General features: G+C 68.1%; 17 protein-coding genes. 3 read left to right on the top strand and 14 right to left on the bottom strand.

All coding sequences use genetic code 11. The features are described from left to right. Positions 1-34 precede the first annotated feature (34 nt). Complete coding sequence (locus AB0J76_RS16810) at positions 35-922, top strand: phosphotransferase (RefSeq protein ID WP_364389853.1); 888 nt, start codon at positions 35-37, stop codon at positions 920-922. Between the two features lie 75 nt (positions 923-997). Here AB0J76_RS16810 and AB0J76_RS16805 read toward each other — a convergent pair whose 3' ends face one another. From AB0J76_RS16805 to AB0J76_RS16785, 5 genes are all read right to left on the bottom strand, one after another. Further along, positions 998-1,351: a hypothetical protein gene (locus AB0J76_RS16805; protein WP_352328061.1), complete on the bottom strand. Its 354-nt coding sequence runs from the start codon at positions 1,349-1,351 to the stop codon at positions 998-1,000. Between the two features lie 9 nt (positions 1,352-1,360). After that, positions 1,361-1,900: a lamin tail domain-containing protein gene (locus AB0J76_RS16800; protein ID WP_352328062.1), complete on the bottom strand. Its 540-nt coding sequence runs from the start codon at positions 1,898-1,900 to the stop codon at positions 1,361-1,363. Positions 1,901-1,979: 79 nt separating this feature from the next. After that, positions 1,980-2,102: a hypothetical protein gene (locus AB0J76_RS16795; protein ID WP_352328063.1), complete on the bottom strand. Its 123-nt coding sequence runs from the start codon at positions 2,100-2,102 to the stop codon at positions 1,980-1,982. Further along, positions 2,099-2,854 carry an N-acetylmuramoyl-L-alanine amidase gene (locus AB0J76_RS16790; protein ID WP_352328064.1) on the bottom strand — a complete coding sequence of 252 codons (756 nt, stop codon included), beginning with the start codon at positions 2,852-2,854 and terminating at the stop codon, positions 2,099-2,101. The genes AB0J76_RS16795 and AB0J76_RS16790 overlap by 4 nt, the downstream gene beginning before the upstream one ends. Further along, positions 2,851-3,168 (bottom strand): hypothetical protein, encoded by a 318-nt coding sequence (locus AB0J76_RS16785; protein WP_352328065.1) that lies wholly within the window; start codon positions 3,166-3,168, stop codon positions 2,851-2,853. The genes AB0J76_RS16790 and AB0J76_RS16785 overlap by 4 nt, the downstream gene beginning before the upstream one ends. On the opposite strand from AB0J76_RS16785, the gene AB0J76_RS16780 reads away from it, so the two are divergent. Then, positions 3,167-3,361, top strand: coding sequence for a hypothetical protein (locus AB0J76_RS16780; protein ID WP_352328066.1), 195 nt, complete (start codon positions 3,167-3,169; stop codon positions 3,359-3,361). The genes AB0J76_RS16785 and AB0J76_RS16780 overlap by 2 nt on opposite strands. Here the strand turns inward: AB0J76_RS16780 and AB0J76_RS16775 are convergent. The 9 genes from AB0J76_RS16775 to AB0J76_RS16735 all read right to left on the bottom strand — a co-directional run bounded on the left by AB0J76_RS16775 (position 3,352) and on the right by AB0J76_RS16735 (position 13,579). Continuing rightward, positions 3,352-3,642, bottom strand: coding sequence for a hypothetical protein (locus tag AB0J76_RS16775; RefSeq protein WP_352328067.1), 291 nt, complete (start codon positions 3,640-3,642; stop codon positions 3,352-3,354). The two genes, AB0J76_RS16780 and AB0J76_RS16775, sit on opposite strands and share 10 nt — an antisense overlap. 88 nt (positions 3,643-3,730) lie before the next feature. Beyond that, complete coding sequence (locus AB0J76_RS16770; RefSeq protein WP_352328068.1) at positions 3,731-4,123, bottom strand: hypothetical protein; 393 nt, start codon at positions 4,121-4,123, stop codon at positions 3,731-3,733. A gap of 1 nt (position 4,124) precedes the next feature. Further along, a complete protein-coding gene (locus AB0J76_RS16765) occupies positions 4,125-5,945 on the bottom strand; it encodes a hypothetical protein (RefSeq protein ID WP_364389849.1) in 1,821 nt (606 codons plus the stop codon). 32 nt (positions 5,946-5,977) lie between these two features. Continuing rightward, the gene (locus AB0J76_RS16760) at positions 5,978-6,910 is read right to left on the bottom strand and encodes a hypothetical protein (RefSeq protein ID WP_352321205.1); all 933 of its coding nucleotides are present in this window, start codon (positions 6,908-6,910) and stop codon (positions 5,978-5,980) included. 145 nt (positions 6,911-7,055) lie between these two features. After that, a complete protein-coding gene (locus tag AB0J76_RS16755; protein WP_352321203.1) occupies positions 7,056-7,757 on the bottom strand; it encodes a hypothetical protein in 702 nt (233 codons plus the stop codon). Between the two features lie 3 nt (positions 7,758-7,760). Beyond that, positions 7,761-8,255 (bottom strand): hypothetical protein, encoded by a 495-nt coding sequence (locus tag AB0J76_RS16750; protein ID WP_352321201.1) that lies wholly within the window; start codon positions 8,253-8,255, stop codon positions 7,761-7,763. 63 nt (positions 8,256-8,318) lie between these two features. After that, positions 8,319-8,792 (bottom strand): hypothetical protein, encoded by a 474-nt coding sequence (locus AB0J76_RS16745; protein WP_352321199.1) that lies wholly within the window; start codon positions 8,790-8,792, stop codon positions 8,319-8,321. Between the two features lie 2 nt (positions 8,793-8,794). Further along, positions 8,795-9,019, bottom strand: a complete 225-nt coding sequence (locus AB0J76_RS16740) for a hypothetical protein (RefSeq protein ID WP_352321197.1) — start codon at positions 9,017-9,019, stop codon at positions 8,795-8,797. Positions 9,020-9,067: 48 nt separating this feature from the next. Then, entirely contained in the window at positions 9,068-13,579 is a 4,512-nt protein-coding gene (locus AB0J76_RS16735) for a hypothetical protein (RefSeq protein WP_352321196.1), read from the bottom strand. 134 nt (positions 13,580-13,713) lie between these two features. Between AB0J76_RS16735 and AB0J76_RS16730 the strand changes: the two genes are divergently transcribed. Next, positions 13,714-14,142 (top strand): hypothetical protein, encoded by a 429-nt coding sequence (locus tag AB0J76_RS16730; RefSeq protein ID WP_352321194.1) that lies wholly within the window; start codon positions 13,714-13,716, stop codon positions 14,140-14,142. Positions 14,143-14,316 lie beyond the last annotated feature (174 nt).

Here is a 14,316-nt window from a genome sequence, read left to right as displayed (position 1 = left end):
GCGGCGCAGGTAGGAGCGGCGTACAGTGCGGCACATGATGTACCGGTGGGAGGAGCTCCCCGCGGAGGTCCGGGACGCGGTCACATCCGCGTGCGGCCCGATCCGGCATGTGGTCAGCCTGCCGAGCGGGCTCACCTCGGGGGCGGCTGTGCGACTGGCCACCGCCTCGGGGCTGATGTTCCTGAAGGCCCTGCCGGACGATGTGCCGTCTGCCGGGCTCTACCAGCGTGAACGCCGGGTAGGCGCCGTCCTGCCCGCAACCGTGCCCGCCCCGCGGATGTTGCGGGGCGGGCATACCGCTGGCTGGGTGTGGCTGCTGTTCGAGCACGTCAACGCCGCCCGCGCCGTGAATCTCGCGCCCGGCTCGCCGGATGTCGCTGAGGTCGTCGAGATCGTGCGCGTTCTCGGCGAGGCTCTCACGCCGAACCTTGGCGCTCACGTGCCGTCGGTCGGCGACAACGTGGAGTTCCTGCGGAAACGAGCTGACGCCCTGCTGGCCGACCCGCCCGCCGACCTGGAAGCCCTCGACGCCTACCGTTCCGCCCGCGCCGCACTCGACGTCGACACGCTGGACGGAGGCACGCTCCTTCACACCGACCTCCACGAGGGCAACCTGATCGCCGCCGAGCACGGGATGCGCGTCATCGACTGGGGGCTCGCCTGCCACGGTGCCGCCTGGGTCGAGGCGGCGCTGCTGATCCCTCGCCTGATCCTGGCGGGGCACACGCCGCAGCAGGCCGAGGCGGTCGCCGCCCAGATCCCCGCCTACAAGAGCGCGCCCGACGAAGCGGTGACCGCGCTCGTCGCCGTCTGGGCCCTGTTCCGCGAGTTCGTTGCCCGCCGCGGCCCTCTGCCGATCCGTGCCTCGCGTGCTCGCGCCGCCTCCGCCGGGCGGGCATGGGTGGAGTACCGCACTTCCTGACAAGACAAGAAGCCCCCGCCCCTCCCGAAGGAGGAAGCGGGGGCTTCACTGCTCCCAGGCAGCGGCACAGCCAGATTAGTACGGGCGAGCGACAGCCTTCGGGCTGGACACCTGCCGCACGAACAGGCTCAGCCCCGTAGCGACGAGAGCCATGATGGCCGCGGTCTGCTCACCCGACAGGGACAGCCCGAACACCAGCGCCAACGTGATGCCCGCCTGCGAGAAGCCGAGCACCGCCGAGTGCAGCGACGAGCCGCCATCCGCGGCGCGGGTCACGAACGCCGTCCACACGCCGATCGCCGCCGCCGCAACCGCGTTGATCGCGCCCACCTGGTCAGAGGTGAGGGGCAGAACGAACGCCGTCAGCAGCTGCAGGGCGGCGGAGACGAACCCGAGGATGACCGCGGGCTCACGTCCGAAGATCTTCATGCGAGCCTCCTACGGCTTGACGGTGTAGCCACCGTTCCAGTCCCACGACTTGCTGGAGTACGCGTCGCCGTTGCTCTTGGTCACCCAGGCGGTGTCGGCGTCGTTGTTGTAGAACTGGCCCGCGGTGCCGCAGTCGGCGTCGCTGTTGGCGAACAGCTGGTACTCGTTGCCGACCTTGCGGTTGCCGCCCCAGCGGGTGCCGTTGTACACGGTCACGTACTCGCCCGGGGCGAGCATCGTGGTCGGGCTACCCGGCAGGTCCACGATCTTGTACGTGTTGCACGAGTGGGCGTCACCCGCCAGCGTCTTGGCGTGCGCCCAGTTGTCCTCGACCAGGACGCCGGCGACGTCGACAGCCGCGGTGGACACGTTCTGGACCTTCACGAACTCGCGGTTGCGGTTGGCGTAGGTGTCGGCGCCCATGGCGTCAGTGCCGACCTCGACGATCCGCAGGACGTCACCAGGGACGTCAGCGGAGGCCGGGACAGCGCCGACCAGGCCGGCGGCCAGAGCAGCAGCGGACAGGACGATCGCGCTCTTGTAGCGCATGAGGATGCTCTCCTTGTGGAGGTGACATAGAAGAAGCGCCGCCCCTCGGGCAGCGCTCAGGTGAGCCTCTGAAGGCTCGTCAGTTGCATTCATCGACGAGGGCGGGCAGACGCCCGTCCTCGCTCTGCTCCTCCGCGTGCTCGGGATGCCGCGGAAGAGACGTCTGGTACGGCCAGTAGCGCAGCCACAGGCCGTCGCTCACGAGACCCTCAACAGGGCGGCGTACGTCTTGGGCCCAACCCGCCCGTCCGCCTCGAGCTTGGCGCGCTTCTGGAACGCCTTCACGTCCTCGAGCAACGCCCGGTCGAACACCGTCAGCTCGAGCCACGACTTCAGCCCAGCAGCGCCACCGTAGGCCGCTTCCGAGAGGCCACCACGGGCGAAGAGTAGCCCTCTGAGGGTCTTCACGTCGTAGTTGTCGGTGCCCACCTCGAGCAGCGGCAGGTCCTTCACGATGTCCTCCGTGGGGGATGTCTTGGCCGGCGCGTCGACGAGCTCGGCGGGCATGCCTGCGTTCACCCACGCCTGCAGCCGCGCGCCGGGGCATTCGGTCGGGTAGCGGTCGCCGTGGCCGAGCTTCTTCAGGCTGCGTCCGGCCTTGCGGCACGCTTCGTCGTACAGCCAGCGGGCTGACCTCAGGGCGGCCTCGGTCGGCGCGTTCTTGCCGATGTACGCGGCGCTGATGCCGGTCCTGTTGTGGTCCGGGCAGTGAGCGCCGACAACGAGCCAGCCGCGGCCCTCATAGATGACGCCGTCGTCGTCGAAGAGGAAGTTGTAGCCGATGTCGCTCCAACCTCGGCTTGGTCCCATATGGAAGTCCTGGATAGACCTCAGAGTCTGATCGGTGGGGCCGTCCGTATGGTGAATGAAGAACTCTGTGCGCACCGACCAGGGGACGGTGAGACGGTTCCGCGGGTCGCGGGCGTTCCAGCCAGCCCGAGCGATGACCTTCACAACGCCTCCTTGTGCTTGCGGCGCTTGGCACGCCAGGTGCGGATGATGATGGCCAGCCGCCAACCCAAGACGATCGGCAGGCCAACGAACGCGATCGAGCGCGCAATGCGGATGGCCTCGACGTCGGGGAACCAGACCCGCAGCGCCCACAAGCCCGCCAGTGCCGCCAGTTCGGCCTGGAACGCCATCACATGCCTGCCAGCGGCGGTCTCCCACCAGCGGGCCAGCAGCGCCTGAGAGACCACGCAGGCCCATGCGATCAACGCTGTGACGACCAGGAGGACGTTCCCGATCAGGAACAACGGGTCAGGCATGGCCGCCTCCGAACGCGTCGTCGAGGAGCGTGGCGAAACCGTTCGCCTCCCGCAGTTCACGCAGCCGTTGAGTGATCGACCGGATTCGCCGGGCACGTTCGCGGGCCTGCCGCAACTCCTGCTGAGCTCGGAGTTTCGACTCGGCGGCTGCCTGTTCGGCGCGTCTCATCTCTTCTTCTGGCGTCATCGCTGAGCCTCGCTCTGGCGCTTGCGGATCTCTTCCAGCAGCGCCATTGCTGTCTGGCTGCCCTCGGCTGCGGCTTGGAGCGCGGCCCGGGTCTCTTCGGCGTGGCCCTTGCGGGTCAGGTCGTGCGCCTGCCGCTCGATCTCGTACAGCTTGCGCCACTGCTCGGCTTCCTTGGTGAGCCGATCAACGGACGGTTTCGGCGCGATCCAGCCTCTGAGGAAGAGGACGAATGCGAGCCCGGCCAGACCGGCGTTCAGGAGGATGCCGATGATGTTCGGGTCCTGCACACGCACACCTTCGATCTTGGGTTGGATTAGGGGCGCCGTCCCGCCCGCACCCTCAGCAGCGGGACGGCAGTACAGGGGACGTGCAGGGTCAGGGGGCGATGTGTTCTGCGCCGATCAGGCTGGCCCGCAGCGACGTGTGGCCGCTGAACAGGCGGCTGATACCTACGGACTGCTGCTGCGCGTAGGTCTGGTCGTACGACGCCGGCGCGTTGCCCAAGTCGAAGGTGGTGAACGGTGCTGCAGCACCCTGTTTGAACATGCGCTTCACATCGCCCGCCGAGTTCACGGAGAACACGTCGCCGCCGTTGCAGCCGATGTGGCAGGTGCCTGCCGACACCGATGGGATGGTCATGTTGCTCATCCGCCAGCCCTGGGAGGCGGTCGTGAGCGGGGCGCGCTGGCCCTGCTGCGCTTCGAGCTGTTCCACCCGCGCGGTCAGGCGCTGAATTTCGGCGAACAGGTCATCGGGGTAGCGGTCCACGTCATTCCTCTCCGACGCCGAACCCGCCGTCCTCTTGCCCTTCGAGGACGAGTTCGGCCAGCTCCTTGCCGTTTTGTCTGCTCACCGGACGTATGCGTAGGCCGATGATGCGGCGCTCCCGCCAGTGCGGGGCATGCCATTCGTTGTCGAGGTAGATCCGGCAGCGGTCGCCCAGCTTGTTCGGGTGCAAGCTCGGCGACGCGCCCAAGGCGACCGTGTACGTCTCCACGCGGACCGCGCCGGGGGCGACCGTCACCCAGTGGGCGGCGTAGTCCTCCAGCGTGTCCTGGACGATCACGTCGCTGTAGGAGAGTGTCCGGTCAATTCGGGGCCACCCTGCGGCCAGGTGCGCGGTCGCCTCGTGCGGGGCGGACAGGAGCGCGGTCGCGCTGACGGATGCGTCCCCTTCCGACGGAGGGGTGCCGCCGCGGGCCCGGTAGCGGGTCGCTCCGCGGGCGGCGCTGACCTGCTCGGCCCACGCGGTGATGTCGCCGCCGTTCGGCCCCCACCCGAAAATGTGCACCTCAGGTCCGCCCAGCTTGGGATACCCCCAGGTTAGCTGCCGGACGATTGTGCCTTCGGAGGCGACCAGGTCCACCGTGTACTCGAACCCGTTGTCCACCTCGGCCAGCTGCTGGATCCGCTGCCCGTACGTGCCGCCGTCGTCGGTGTAGGTCCTGTCTCGCACTACGCCGGACGTGCCGGCCGGGACGACCAAGCCGATGTTGGCGTGCGACTGGGACTGCATGTCCGCCACCAGGGCGCGCAGGATCGCGATCTGGTCCTCGCCGGCGAACGGCAGTTCCGCCTGGAGTTCGACGGAGGACATGTAGCCGTCCAGCGTGGTGCCCTGCAAGTGGATCTCCGGTGTGCCCCGATCCGACTGAGTCGGGTTGGCTTCGGTGATCCAGTACTCGCCCCACACCTCCCCCGCCCGCAGGATGTCGACGACGACCACGCCGGCACCTGCCGACAGGACGGTGGAGTCGCGTGGGAACACCTCGGCGACCAGATCCCCGACCGCACGCGACGGGATCGGAACCGTCGCGGTGAAGCTCCCTGGCTGATTGATGCGTTTGTCGAAGCTGACGTCGGCCAGGTCCAGGAACCCGAGGAAGTGGCCGTCCCGCAGCCGGCGGAACCGGTAGGCGTACAGGGCGTCGCCGCGGGTCGGCGTGAACGGCGGGAACGTCGGAATCTCAGGCTCTTCAGCCGCGGCGGCGGCGACGCTGATGCTGACGCCGACACCGGCCCGGGGCGAGGATGGCAGCGGCGTGAACGTCTGCCTGCCCGAACTGGCCGAGGCGTTGACGGTCCGGGTCGCGACCGTGCCAGCGACGAGCTGCAACGCCGACTCGGCGCTGCCGCGCGGCGTGTACCCGGGCGGCGTCTGCCAGGTGATCGACGACAGGGCCAGGTCGACGGCGGCGACCCGGATCTCCAGGAACGGCACACCGGCCGGTGTCACGTCCGGGGTGGGTGTGGAGGTGCCTGAGGAGTCCTCGAAGGTGACGATCGGGGACACGGACGAGTTCGCGCCAGGGATGGCCAGTACGAAGACTTGCCCGTCGGCCAGGTCCGCCTGCCCGAAGTCGTAGGTGTCGGGCTCGGAGGAGGTGGCGGTGCGCCTCCACACCTTCACGGCCAGGTTGCCGGCGTGCGACCCGGCAGGCGCCCAGGCGGACGCCGTCATCGACGACAGTGCGCCGTCGCTGATGTGGATCGCGTACAGGTGGTCGCCCGCCACCACGGTGGGCCGCTCCACGACGATGAGGCCGAGAGGGCCTGCCGCGGAGGTGACGTCGCGGACGGAGATGGGCATCTGCCACCCCCGCCCCGGTCAGTGTGCGCGGGTCACATCCACGCGTCGCGGTACAGGCAGACGGCCGGGTGAGTGTCCCCGCCCGACGTTGAGGAGTAGAGCAGCCGGTTGGCGCCGCGGGCGAGCACAAACTCTGTGGGCGGCACCGACACCCCGGTCAGATCCGACATTTGCGAATCCGACCCGACAATGGCAGTGCCGGCGTTCGTGTCGATCACGAGGAGTTCGCCGTCGGCGAGCGTCACACTGAACTGGATGACCCTGCCCAGCGTCTGGTTGGTGATCGTCGGATCTACGACCGGCCCGGGGATGCGCAGGATCGGGTGAGAGGCGACGTTCCCGGCGTTCGTCACCTGGATGACGTTGCCGAGCGGCAGGTCCACCCCAGTCCGGCTGAGGCTGTACCGGCGCGGGTCGGAGCAGACGATCAGCACCGCCACCGACGGGGCGCCCACCGAATAGTCGGCGTCCATCGGGATGTCGCGGTCGGCGATCGCACCGAAGGCAAGCTGGGCGTCGCCGTAGCCCTTGATGACGAGCGGCCATTCCGTCTCGTCTTCCAGGACACCTGTGACGGCGTCGAGCTGGGCCAGCAGGTCGTCGATCTGCTCGGGGTCGGTCACGCTGTTGGGCTGCAGCCTGATGGTGACCAGCCGCTGCTGGGCGAGCCGCCTGGCCGCCCACGCGCCATGCCGAGATGGACGCTGAACGTTGAGGTTGTCCAGCTGGGGCAGCGACCGCCAGCCGTCGATCGACTGGACCGTGAAGGAGGTTCCGGGCCCCCACAAGGTGCCGTTCCATTCGATCTGCCCGGGTGCGCCGGTCAGTTGGTCGCCGGCGTTGGGAGGCACGCTCGCGGTGATCGCCGGGAACTCCCAGCCGAGCTCGAACGTGCCCAGCGGCACCGTCAACGCCAGCGCCGGGAACTCCCAGCCCAGACTGAACGCGGCGAGCGGGATCGTCACCGACGGGGACGTGACCGTCAGGGCCGGGAACTCCCAGCCGAGCTCGAACGTCGGCAGATCGACTGTGGCCCGCCAGAACGTCAGCCGGCCCCGGACCGTGACGGGAATCGGCTGGGACCGCCCAAGTCGGGCCACGGCTCACCCCTTAGTAGGTTGCGGCCCGGTTGACGGCCTGGCCGAGCATCACCGGACGGGGCGGCAGAAACGGCACCAGCGCGGGCAGGATCTCGATCGCCGCCCAGTTCCACGCCCGGGTGCCGGAGCCGTTGAAGTTGAGCGTCACCGACGTCCCCGCGGTGGGGGTGTCGGCCGCCTTGTGGACAGCGATGCCGGACGTCTGGCCCAGCACGTTCCAGGCGAAACCCACGTCGGAGGTGGTGGGCGTGCCGGACTGTTCAGAGTCCGACGCGATACCGACCGCCCGCGATGTGGCCACCGTCGAGGTGTACACGGTCGGGGTGATGTTCGAGGTGGAGGAGCTTCCCTCGCCCGTCGCGCCCACCGGAGCGGCCAGGTCAGCGCCGGTGATAACCAAGACTTTCAGTTCGACTGTGTCGCCGCCGTTGCTGCTGGTCAGCGTGACGGTTCGCGCCACCGACGGGACAGCTGGCGCGGTGAAGATCTCCACTGCGGCCGGGTTGCCGCCGCTGTCGTTGATGTCTCTCTTGACCCGCGACGTCCATGTCAGGGCGGTGCCGCTGTTGGTGACGGTGTGCGTGACGTTTCCGCTGTTAGAGGCGCAGAGCGCCACTAAGAGGGAATCGGCGGGAGCGAGGAACGACCCGGTCGCCCTGGGAGTGGTGCCGGTGACGATCGCCGGGCTGGACGCGTCGACCGCGAGCGCCACCGGTCATTCCTCCCAGACGACGTAGCAGATAGCCCCCACAGCAGCGCTGGCCTTCACCCGGATCCGGACGAACTTCGACGGCCCGACAGCCCACTCCCTGCCGAGAGGCCACTGCTTCACGTACGAGGTGGTGGGCGAGATCTGCTGGGTGTCGCCGCTCCTGGTCGCGGTGATCGTGCCCTCCGCGCTGGCCGTGTAGCCGGTCGCCGAGGTGCCGAGCGTCATCAGGGACGCGGTCGCGTTCACGTCGCTGTAGGGCTGCACCCCGGCCGTGACGTGCGCGGTTACCGTGGCGGCGACGTCGGTCGCGATCAGCTCACACCGGACCGGGGTCGCCGCGGCAGACCCGTCGAACGAGATGCCCCACTCGATGACTCGCAGTCCTCGCGTGGACGGGGTGGCGACCTGCAGCATGGTCTTGATGGACGTGCCGGTGGTGACAGGCTGCAGCTCGGCCGTGGTCGGCATCGCGCCGTTGTAGGCGATATACGTGGGCACCCTGGCCCCTTTCATGCGAAAGCCCAGCACGCTGGCGGGGCGGAGGATCGGATCAGGGGCGGGTCAGAGCAGCGGGCCGACCACGTTCAACTTCATGGCGCCGTCGGAGTGGATGTTCACCGCGAACGTGCCGTCCTGGCTGGAGTACTGCTGGATGAACGACCGGAACAGCACCGCCCTGTTGCTGAGGGCGGGCACGTAGAACAGGGCGCCCTTCGCGTTAGTGATCGTCGAGGACGGCCAGGACAGGTTGTCGAAGTCCCAGCGCATGTAGCCCGGCGCGCTGGGGTGCTCCTCGAACACAACGCCGGTCAACGCCAGCCCGCCCGCCGTATACCCGGCGCCGCTGACCTCACCCGAGGAGAAAGGCGACGACCCGTAAGCCGGGTTGGTCTGCGACGCGTTCGGCGTCACACTGTCCTGGAACAACGCAGCCTTGAACGCACCCGCGCTCGAATCCCCCATGTTCAGGGCGATCACATTCGTAAGCGCCTTGATCTGCGTGTCGATGAACAGCAGGTCACGAGTGATCGCCACCGCTAACTCCTCAGATTGATCTGGACGTCGCGGTGGTAACCGCCCTTGTCGTCAGTGCGTTCGGTCACGTCGTTGCCCGCCTGATCCCGCACCGTCTTGCGGGTCGGCGAGTCCTCCAACACCTGATCGCGGGTATTCCAGGTCCAGCCCGAAGGCCGGACCTGGATGCCCTTACGGCGCAGCTTCTCCGCGTACGTGATGTCCTCTGACGGGTCGCCTTCAGGCATGCGAAAACCGCCTCCCAGCAGGTCGAAGAGATGAGATGAGAGGCACGGTCAGCGCCCGCGGCCTCGAACGCGCATCGCCGCCTGAGCGGCGAACCGGTCAGCGTCAGCGTCCTGGTAGACGTTCTGCTCCTGAATCACCACAGCCGGCCCGGACACCCCACCAGCTCCCCCGCCGGCACCGCCGGACTGCATGGAGCTGGAACCGCTGCCGGACGGCGAAGAGAACCGCGACGGCGTCACCTGCTGAGGGGCAGACACCCGACTGGAGTTGACCGGGGCCGACGTCAACGCCGACGCCCCCGAGTAGACGAAGCTTCCGTCCAGCGGCTGGTTACCAGCCACCATGTTCTGTGGCTTCGCAGACAACGGCTGGTTGCCCTCGACAAGGCCACCCTTGAGGGACCCCATCGACTTCTTCGCCGACGCCGACACGCCACCCTTGGACGCCCCGGCGTCCTCCTTGAGGTTGGCCATGGTCTTTGTCAGCTCGTACACGCTGCCGGTCAGCCCATCCACGCTTTTGGCGACCGTCGACGACATGCTGGAGACGCCCGTACCGAGCAGATCGATCGTGTTGCCTATAACCGCCGATCCGGCAAGCCAAGACCGGTCAAGCTGCTCCGCTGTGGATCCCACCTGCTTGATCGAGGCCGTCAGCGAACCCGTCTGCCCCATCGTCGCGTCCAGGCCAGCCACCGCAGCGGTAAGGCCGGTGCCCACCTGCATGTTGGTGGCGTCGATCGCCCCGGTCAGGCTTTGCACCTGCTGGGATGCCTGAGCGGAGTACACCTCCAGGCCGAAATCTGACGCCACCTGCGAGAGCAGGTCGATCGCCCGCGCCCGATACCTGGACTCGTACGGGATGAACGCCTCTTGGTCGGCGCCCTCCCCGTACAGGATGGTCGGGCCGGTCGCCATGTTCGGCGGAGTGCTACGCCCACCAGCAGCGAACCTCTGAATGCCGCCCTCTGCGTAGGCGAAGATGCCGCCGGAGCGCGCCTTGAGGTTTTCCTGCTTGCGGATGTAGAACTCGCGGATCGTCGTGGTGACGGTTTTGCCGTCCAGCGCGGCGAGCTTCTTCTCGTACTCCTTGATCAGTTCGAGAGCTTCCTTGCCGCCAGGCGTCTTGACGTCCGTCTTCACATTGCCGGGGATCAAGCCCAGCTTGGTGGCGAGCTCCTCGGCCTGCTTGCGCGAGAAACCCATCTTCTCGGCCAGGCTGATGAACTGGTCTCTCTGTGCGCCGACCTTCCGGGTCACCTCGTCGAGCGGAGTTCCCTGCTCGATGAGAGCGTCCCGGTAGGCGTTGGCCTTCTCCGCCAGCCCGATAAGAGCCTCGCGGTTGCGGCGCCCCGCCTCGCTGTTGGTGTCGTGCGCTCGGCCGTTCTCCCTGATGGAGGCAGCCGCATCGTCCACCGCCCGCTTGTAGTTGATCTCCGACTGCATGGCAGTGGCCGTGAGGCTGGTGAGCTGGCTGATCGCCGAACGCAGCGTGTCCACATTCGTGGCCGCCCCATCCGCCGAGCTGCCCAGATCCCGCAGCGCATCCCCAGTCGGCGCCGTGGCCTGCTGAGCAGCCGCAGCAGCAGAGCTGTAGCCCGGCAGCAGCTCCCGCAGCTTGTCCACGTCTCCGCCAGCGAGCCCCGCCTGCTTGGCCAACTCGTTGAACAGGGCCGCGGCCTGCTGGCTGTTGCCGCTTTTCACCATGGACGTGAGGGTCTTGTCGAAGTTCTCCAGCCGCTGCCGGCCCGTGTCCACGCTGTACAGGTCACCCGTGACCGACGAGGCCATAGACGCGATCTCGTTGGTGAGCTGGGCGAACGGGTTGTCGCTGTTGAGCCGGGACACGGTCTCGCCAAGGGACTCAAACTGGCCCACCACCGGCGCGAACCACGTGCCAGACCGGGCCATATCCCCAGCGAACGTGTCCAGGTTCGACCCGAACACATTGAGCTGAGCAGCAGCCGGCTTGCTCTGCTGCGCCAGGCTCGCCATCCGCTTGGCCAGTTCGTCGATGTCGGGGTTCAACCCAGACAGCGAATCACCGACCTTGTCCGCGACGACCGCCACGGCCGCCAGGACCGCCGCCATGCCGCCCGCCTTGAGCGTCCCTGACAGGCCCGAGAGTTTGCCCTTGGCGCCGTCCGCCGACTTGCCGGCCTTGTCGAGGCTGCCGGATAGGGTCTGCCACCACTCGGCTGCGCCCGTGACGAGCTGGTAGCCCTTCACGGCGCTGACTGCCGCCACGATGGCGATCGCCAGCGCCTGGATCTGGCCGGGGCTCATCTTGGACAGCACGTCAGCGAGGAGCAGGAAGCCGCCGAGCTTGAGCGTGGTGCCCACCTTCGCGGCTGCGAAGATCGCCGCTACGCCCTTCGCGATCGCTTCGACCTGAGCGGGTTGCAGAGACGCCAGCTTCTCCGACAGGGACACGAAGAAGTCGAGAACTCCAGGCCCGATCTGGCCGCCGGCTGCGGCCACGTTGCCGATGAACTGGGCGATGTTCTTGACGATCTCGGCGACCTTCGGCCCGTTCTGCTCCGCGTACTCCAGGAACTCCTTGAACTCTGGGCTGTCCTTGAGATTGCTCCCCCAGTCCTCGAAGTCCTGTGAGATGTCCTCGACCCACTGAGTCAGCGGCCCTGTGTATGGCAGGAACCCCTCGACGATGCCGCGCAGCCCGCCCGCCACGTTGATCGCGGCGTTGCCAAGACCTGCGATCGCGTCGGGGGCCCGCCGCCCGAGGTCATCGAAGAAGTCAGTCCATTCGCGCGACTGCAGCGCCTTCTTAGCGGAGTCGGCGAATCGGTCGAGCCCTTGAGCGCCGCCCTTGACCAGCGGCGTTGCCCGGTCCATGCCGACGCGGAGGACGTCGAGCCCCTTCGCGAGCACCGGGAAGACGTCAGGCTGGAGACTCCTCTGCCAGGCGAGGTAGTCCTCCTGGAACGACTTGATCGCCGCAGCGAGCTTCTTCTCCTCGGCCGACAGTTCCGCCATCTTGGAGGCAGCCCCGCCGGCAGCGCCGCCAGTCTGTTCCAGCGCGGCCTTCTGCTGGAGCTGCTCGACCTTGAGTGCCTGAACGGCCCTCAGGTGGTCACGCTGGGCCTTGACCAGCGCCTGCTGGGCGTCTGCGACCTTCCGCTGCGCGTCGGCGACGCGAGTGTTGGCGTCGGCGACATCACGTGCCCCGTCGCGGGCAGCACGCGCTGACTCCGCTCGCGCCTCCGCCAGCGACCGCTCGGCCGCAGCCTCGGCCTGCTGTGCCTGAAGGATCCGCTCCTTAGCAGCAACAACCTCGTCGCTGCCCTCGACACCTTTCCGGTCGGATTCCTCGCGCTCCTTGGCGAGGTCGCCGTTGCGCTCCTGGATCTCCTTTAGGGAGAGCTCGGCCTCGCGCAACCGGAGCTGAGCGTCCTCCTTGTCCAAGGCAGACGCCTTCGGATCGTTGAGGATCCGCGCGAGTTCAGCCTGCGCTCTCTTGATGGAGAGCTGGGCTCGCTCCTCCGACAGGGCGCCGCGTTCGGTGGCCAACGCCAGGTCTTCGATGCGCTCCTGGGCTCGCTCGCGCGCCCTCGTCAGGTCCTCAATGGCCCGCTGTGTGGCGCGATGGGCGTCCTGGACGCTTCGCTCTGCATCGGCGATTCGGGCGGACGCCTGAGCCTGCCGATCAGCGGCATCCTCGGCCGCACGGGCCGCATCCTGCTGCGCCGAGCGGACACCGGCCATGGCGTCCCGCACGGCTTGCTGCGCCGACTTGACGGCCTTGGCGCTGTCCGCGACCCGGTCCTGAGCCTCAGCCAACCGCAGGGCTGCCGATGCCGCCTCTGCCGCCTTCTGGGCCGCCGACTTCATCGCGCCGCCAGCGCCGCCGCCAGCCGTCTCGGCCTGCTTGAGTGCGTCCGCCACCCGGGAGATGCCAGGCACGGCGACCGCAGCGAACCCGGCCGCGCCGGCAGCAGCAGCACCGAACGCCGCGCCCAGTCCAGCGACGCCTACGCCGATGGAAACCGCGGACGGCAGCGACGCCAGAGCCGCGGCGACGATCGCGATGTTGCGGAGGGCTCCGCTCACGTCAGCGTCGACCTTGACCTTGGCGGACCGGCCATCGACCCGAGCCATCTCCGACTGGACCGTGCGCACCTGCGCTAGCGCAGCCGCAGAGTCGACGCGGACCTTGGGGTCGGCGCTGGTGGCGTTTAGCCTCTCCAGGTCTCGCTGGATCGAGTTGAGCTCCGACCGGGCCGCCCCGTCGTCCAGGTCCACGCCCATCACGCGCCGGACGTTGAGCTCGTCCAGACGCCGGCGTAGCTCGTCCAGCTCGGCCTGTGCCCGCGCCGTGTCCGCGTCAGCGGTGACGGTGGTCTTCTTGCCGGAGAGACGGTCGACCTCGCGCTGCAGCGCCTGGATCTGGGCGGTGGCCGCACGAGTGTCGGCGTCAATCTTGAGGTCGCCTGACATGGCGTCCCGCAAGCGCTTCGTCGCCGCCTCGGCCTTGGCCAGCGCCGCCATGTACGGCTTGACGTCAGCATCGAGGCGGACGGTTACGGTGCGGTCGGCCACGACGGAGTCACCTCCGCCCTGGTCTCAATTTCGCGGGATTCCGGGACGTCTCAGGCCCTGGCGTGTAACGGTGCAAACCGCACCAACCTGTGGCGCGTCTTACGCGCGCACCCCTACTCCCTCAGGAGCCCCACATGGCGTATCCCGGCCCTCAGGACCAGTACGGCCAGCAGTACCCGCAGCAGCCATCACAGCCGCACGGGCCCTACCCTCAGCAGCCGCCCAACCCGGGCGGCCACCTGTACGCGCCCCAGCCGCAGCAGCAGTGGCAGGGGCCCCCGCCCGGCTACCGGCCGCCGATGCCGGCGCCCACGACGCACAACTGGGCGGGCCTCGTCGGGCTGATCGTCGGGATTCTCGCTGTGGTGTGCGACCTGACCATGGTGCTCGCTGGAATCGGCTTCTGGCTTGGACTCGTGGGCGTGATCTTCTCGGGGGTTGGGCTGACGAAAGCCAAGATCGGAACCGCCAACAACCGGCCCCTGTCAATCACCGGCATGATCCTCAGCGTCGGCGCGATACTGCTGTCCATCATCATGCGGGTGATGCTGGGCGCTATCTGAGCGCACCCTTCACCTTCAGGTAGACGCGGAACAGCAGGCCCGGCGGGCTCTGCTTGTACTCGTCTTTCCTGTGCTCCAGAGGAGTGCAGGCGTGGCACCGCATCGGGGGCGGAGCCTCATAAGCACCCTCATGCTCGGGATCGGTCGTCTCGCTCAGAGGCAGGCCACAGCCTG

Source organism: Nonomuraea sp. NPDC049624 (assembly GCF_040675255.1).
Lineage (GTDB): Bacteria > Actinomycetota > Actinomycetes > Streptosporangiales > Streptosporangiaceae > Nonomuraea.
This window is presented reverse-complemented; position numbering and strand designations above follow the sequence as displayed.

Excerpts from the sequence above, each read along its gene's own strand:
- AB0J76_RS16800 (WP_352328062.1), bottom strand. The coding sequence starts at position 1,900 with ATGCGCTACAAGAGCGCGATCGTCCTGTCCGCTGCTGCTCTGGCCGCC.
- AB0J76_RS16730 (WP_352321194.1), top strand. The coding sequence starts at position 13,714 with ATGGCGTATCCCGGCCCTCAGGACCAGTACGGCCAGCAGTACCCGCAG.
- AB0J76_RS16810 (WP_364389853.1), top strand. The coding sequence starts at position 35 with ATGATGTACCGGTGGGAGGAGCTCCCCGCGGAGGTCCGGGACGCGGTC.
- AB0J76_RS16805 (WP_352328061.1), bottom strand. The coding sequence starts at position 1,351 with ATGAAGATCTTCGGACGTGAGCCCGCGGTCATCCTCGGGTTCGTCTCC.
- AB0J76_RS16740 (WP_352321197.1), bottom strand. The coding sequence starts at position 9,019 with ATGCCTGAAGGCGACCCGTCAGAGGACATCACGTACGCGGAGAAGCTG.
- AB0J76_RS16780 (WP_352328066.1), top strand. The coding sequence starts at position 3,167 with ATGGCCGCCTCCGAACGCGTCGTCGAGGAGCGTGGCGAAACCGTTCGC.
- AB0J76_RS16765 (WP_364389849.1), bottom strand. The coding sequence starts at position 5,945 with ATGCCCATCTCCGTCCGCGACGTCACCTCCGCGGCAGGCCCTCTCGGC.
- AB0J76_RS16785 (WP_352328065.1), bottom strand. The coding sequence starts at position 3,168 with ATGCCTGACCCGTTGTTCCTGATCGGGAACGTCCTCCTGGTCGTCACA.